The organism is Flavobacterium sp., assembly GCF_017985075.1.
Taxonomy (GTDB): Bacteria; Bacteroidota; Bacteroidia; order Flavobacteriales; family Flavobacteriaceae; genus Flavobacterium.
Genome location: NZ_JAGNYF010000066.1, coordinates 4684 through 9099, shown reverse-complemented (window position 1 = coordinate 9099; position 4416 = coordinate 4684). Strand labels below are relative to the sequence as shown.

Below are 4416 nucleotides of genomic sequence, written 5' to 3'. Positions count from 1 at the left end.
GTATATTATCTATTACAACAACGAAAGAATAAAGTCAAATTTAAACAAAATGAGTCCGATAAAATATCGAACTCATTATTATCAAAATTAATTATAAATTTGTCTAAACTTTTGGGTGCAGTCTAATGTTAGGCTTTTTTGTTTCCTCTTACCGATAACTATTGGAAATATAATTAACAATCAGATGCTTATTTAACTTCTTTGAAATAAATAAGATTATCCATATTTATTGTATAAAAAAAGTCCAACATTTCTGTTGGACTTTTGCTCCCTCTCTTGGGCTCGAACCAAGGACCCTCTGATTAACAGTCAGATGCTCTAACCAACTGAGCTAAGAAGGAATAACCTAATGGTTAATTTATTTTTAATGAAACTTTATTCTTTTATTACAAAAAGTAAAAATTTCAAGAATTTCTTTTTTTATGAACTTACTTCTTTTTCTTGAACCAATCCCGATAGCTATCGGGACTCTGATTAACAGTCAGATGCTCTAACCAACTGAGCTAAGAAGGAAGTTGCTTATTTAAGCGAGTGCAAATATAATTGAATTTTTATTTTAAAAAAATATTTTAGTGTTTTTTTGAATTAAAAAATACTTAAAACAAATTGTGTGTGTTTTCATATAAAAAGGTCCAAATAATTGAACCTTTTTATACAATGATTAAAAATACATTACTGCTCTTACGCTCAATAACTGTCCTCTAAAATTTCTTCCATTACCACCATTGTCAGAATTAACATCTGTAGCTCTATCTTGAAAGACATCTCCAGATGATGTCCAATACCAATTACTTTTATTGGCAGTATTGACTGAATCGTAATACAGACCGCCAATTAAGCTTTTATTTTGATATAGCTTTGCCATTTCGTCTTTACTTGGTAAAAACCAATCACTGTATGTAATTCCATTGGCTACCACGCTATAGTTAGAACAAATTAATGCCGCATAATCTGTTGGACTACTTTCAGTACTCGAGGCAATAATTAATGCTGTATTTGCGCTACCAGCACCTATTGCACAAGGCAATGCTAATCCAGATGATCCGTGTCTATTTACACAATCATAAGTTGTTGATAAACCATTAAAGCCCTGCCCCCATCGAATCCCGTTACTTAAATCAGAATTTGAAGCAATAATTCCATGAAATTCACCAGCAACATATCCTGGGTCTCCTGATTGAAATATATACGCTATTTTACCGCCTCTATATGCAGAACCAACAACCAAAGGTTCTGATGGTGCGCCTCCAATAAAATTGGTCCAAGCCGTCCCATTATAAACCTGCAATTCTCCATTTGCGCCACAGTCTTTACACCAGATAATAAGACCCGCAACTTTATTAACAATTGCATTTCTTTGATTTTGAGTCATACGTGGTGGAAGTAAACCTTGTGATGTTGAAGTAACATCTAAAGCGGCGGATGACTGAGGAGTCGTCGTTCCAATAGATAATTGCCCGGTAATATTTCCACCCGTTAATGGTAAGTAATTTGATAATGTTGAATTTGAAACAGAACCATCTGCCATCAAATATTGTGATGAAGTTCCTGTTGGTGTTTTAAAAACAGAAGAAATAACGCTTCCTGAAGTGGTTATATTTCCACCTGAAACTGTAGATACATACGTTTTAAAAACGTTGTCAAGATTACTCTGTAATCCACCCCAAGCGTATGCTTGTCCACCAGTATAAGAACCATCATTTGAGTTATAAACATCAATATTTCCTGTCGATTTTTCAAACAACATAGTGTATTGTGTTCCATTAACAACCGTAATAGGGCTATTTAAAGTAAACTCTATGTAGCCATTGCCAGAAGAAAGCGAAAATGCCTGAGAAGTTAACAATGTACCAGAAACTCCACTTCCACTAAAAATTTTTAATGTCCCAGAGCAAGTACTATTTGCAAACCTCATAGAAACCTTATTTAACATTCCTGAAAGCCCAGCAGTAAAAGATTGTCCTAAGGCCGTTTGTCCAGCTCCATATATTCCATAACTTACAGAATGAGACTGATCAAGTGATGGTGAAGAACTTGCCGTGCTAACTATTAAATCACCTAATACAGTTTTACTTCCTGAAAATGTTTGAGTTTCAGTAGTGACAACGCCTCCGTTAGTTGCATCTGCTGGGGCAAGTTTTAATTCACCAGCAGTTATTGAAGCACCATTTGCATTTGAAGTAGAATTTATTGCACCTACTGCAGTAGCCCCTCCAGAAGAAGGCGTACTCCAACTTAAAGCTCCAGATCCGTTCGTTGTCAATACTTGATTTGGCGTTCCATCGGTATTAGGTATAGTAATGGCTCCGGCTGTAATTGTTCCACTAGTTTTTACATTAGTTACACTAGTGTTACCTAATTGTACGGTATTGCTACCATTTCCTATTGCATCGTAACCAATAACAATCTCGTTATTTGCATTATTTCCTAATGGTCTAGATAATGCCCCAATTAAAACTGAATTATCTATAGCTGTATTAAATGTTGTATTATCAGCGATGTAGCGTCCAGCAAAAGCACCCAACACTGCATTATAATTACCCGCAGTATTTCTGTCGATAGCCGCCACACCTATTGCAGTATTTGATTGACCAGTTGTGTTTTGTTCTAGTGCTTGAACACCTACAGAAGTGTTGTATCTACCATTTGTATTGGAAACAAGTGCGTATTCACCAACTGCGGTATTTACATCACCCGATGTATTACTATACATTGCTCCTCGTCCAACAGCTGTATTACTTCCACCAGTTGTGGTGTTTCTTAAAGTCTCGAAACCTACTCCAACGTTGTAACTTGCGGTAGTATTATTTTGAAGTGCGGAACTACCCACAGCTGTATTTGAACTACCCGAAGTGACTGCCAACGTTGCATAACCTAATGCTGTATTGTCATTGGGTTCACCCCCGTTTGACAACGCGACACTACCTACAGCCGTGTTTCTACTCCCATTTGCAGTCCCTCCTTGTCTTATAGCATTTGTCCCAACAGCTGTATTGTCATTACCTCCATTTAGACTAGCCAGTGTAAAAAATCCTAAACCTGTATTATTACTACCTGGAGATCCATATCCAAAAGATGATTCTCCAAGCATTGTGTTTTGAGAACCTGTCACAGGTGATCCAATACTCACTTGATTAGCAGTAATGTTATTAGTAAAATATTTCCCTCCAGCAATATTTTGATTGTTTGTCAAATCAACAAAATTTTGAACGCTAGAACCTGTACCTCCATTAGCAATTGCTAACGTTCCAGTTAAAGAAGACGCAGAACTAGAAGGGCTTGACCACGCTAACGTTCCAGAACCATTCGTTGTTAAAACTTGGTTCGCTGTACCATGCGTATTTGGATACGTCACAGATCCTGCGGTAATTGTTCCAGAAGCGGTAATATTTCCACCCCCAACTGTACTTATCCATGCTTTAAATGTTAAATCATAATTTGAATTAGCTCCATACACAGATGAAAAATAATCACCTTGAGGGTATAAATTATTTTCACTGGCTACCATACCTCCGGGAGAAATTACCGGATTAGGATCTAATATTTGAAACGTATATATATTTCCAGTAACTACACTCACGCTTGAAGCTATAGGAAGGTCAAACCAACCGCTAAAAGGAGGTAGTGCAACAGAACCAGAAAACAATTGAGCTCCAGCAGTTCCGGTTCCTGAATAAATATTTAAAGTACCATTACGATCACCTATGGCTCCATTTCCAAAAATCGATATCAATTGTAATACACCAGAACTTGTAGCTGTAAAAGATTGCCATTGATTGTCTCCCCATGTACCTGTTTGAAAAGTACCATTTTCAACCATCACAACAGGAGCACTAACCTCGCCGTTAACATTCAAATTGGCATTAACTGTAGTATTTGATCCAAAAGTTTTTTCTCCAGCAATAGCTTGATTCGTACTCAAATCAACAAAATTTTGAACCGAAGAACCGGTTCCACCATTAGCTATAGCCACAATGCCTGAAACATTCGCTGCCGTTCCAGCAGCTATTTGATTCGTTACATAAGTTTTTACTGCCAATTCCGTTGGGAACTTTGTATTCGACACATCCGCTAAGGTAACATCTGTTGATTTATTTGCTGCATCTTCTTTTAGTGCTAAAGCTGTCGTAGTTGCAACAGCATTTGCAGTTACTGTATTTCCAAGTGTGGTAATGGCATTTGTAGCTGCTGTTTCATTTGCATCAACATCTGCTTGAACTGCTGCAATGACTGCTGTATTTGCAATATTCGAAGTAGAAATACTTCCATCTACATACGTTTTAACAGCATTTTGAGTAGGAAATAATATATCACTTGTACCTAATGTAGTTATAATTGATTTATTTGCTGCGTCTTCTTTTAAACCCAATGCAGATGAAGTAGCTGTAGCATTCGAAGCTACTGTAGTTTGAAGTG

The 4416-nt window shown here is 36.8% G+C and carries 1 protein-coding gene, 1 tRNA gene and 1 pseudogene; 1 reads left to right on the top strand and 2 read right to left on the bottom strand.

The features are described from left to right. Window positions 1-4 precede the first annotated feature (4 nt). Window positions 5-91 carry an IS3 family transposase gene (locus tag KA468_RS11100; protein ID WP_366933136.1) on the top strand — a complete coding sequence of 29 codons (87 nt, stop codon included), beginning with the start codon at window positions 5-7 and terminating at the stop codon, window positions 89-91. 176 nt (window positions 92-267) lie between these two features. On the opposite strand, the gene KA468_RS09695 is transcribed toward KA468_RS11100, so the two are convergent. Both KA468_RS09695 and KA468_RS09690 read right to left on the bottom strand, forming a co-directional pair. Further along, window positions 268-341: transfer RNA gene (locus KA468_RS09695), tRNA-Asn, on the bottom strand. A 320-nt stretch (window positions 342-661) separates the two neighbouring features. Further along, window positions 662-4416: pseudogene (locus KA468_RS09690) on the bottom strand (hypothetical protein); the annotation flags it as partial.